The sequence below is a fragment of the Arcicella sp. GW458-12-2-14-TSB2 genome, assembly GCF_059423785.1.
Genome location: NZ_JBWKYN010000383.1, coordinates 1 through 549 on the forward strand (window position 1 = coordinate 1; position 549 = coordinate 549).

A 549-nucleotide genomic window follows, 5' to 3' on the forward strand; every position below is an offset into this window, starting at 1 on the left:
GTATTTTACCACTTAATAAATCAAAATCGTGTTGGATTTTTATCACACTACCTGTGGTATCTCCTGCATTTCCTTGATAGTAAGTAGCTAAATCAGAAGGTAATTGAAAACTTGTAGCATCTCGTAAAATAATACGTTTAAACCCACAAGTAATATGTTCTTGCTTACTTGAAGCTGACAAAACCTTCTCAAAAACTGATTCAAAGCACTTTCGCATAAAACTAACTCCATGAATATTAAAACGCTCGTCTAAAGATTGCTTGGTTAGTTTAACTCCAAAGTTCTTAAATAATGCTGCCCCTAAATCATTTAGACTATCAACTTTACCATTATTGATTAAACAGGTATTCAATTGTAAAAACATCCAAGCACTTAAACGAGAAGAGCTTCGCTCTACAAATTTTACTTCTTTTCCTAAACGCTCAATACTTCCAGTTTCAAAGAATTTACATAAATCGCTAAAACAAGTTGATGATAAATCTATATCTTTAAAATAATCTTTTCCCATATCACAAAGATAAGATTTTCAAATTAGCCTGACGGCTATGG

General features: G+C 31.7%; 1 protein-coding gene. It reads right to left on the bottom strand.

What is annotated here, in order from left to right; translation table 11 throughout:
• The coding region (locus AC07XN_RS24565) for a transposase (protein WP_494744964.1) at nucleotides 1-508 on the bottom strand (508 nt) is incomplete at its 3' end.
• Between the last annotated feature and the right edge of the window lie 41 nt (nucleotides 509-549).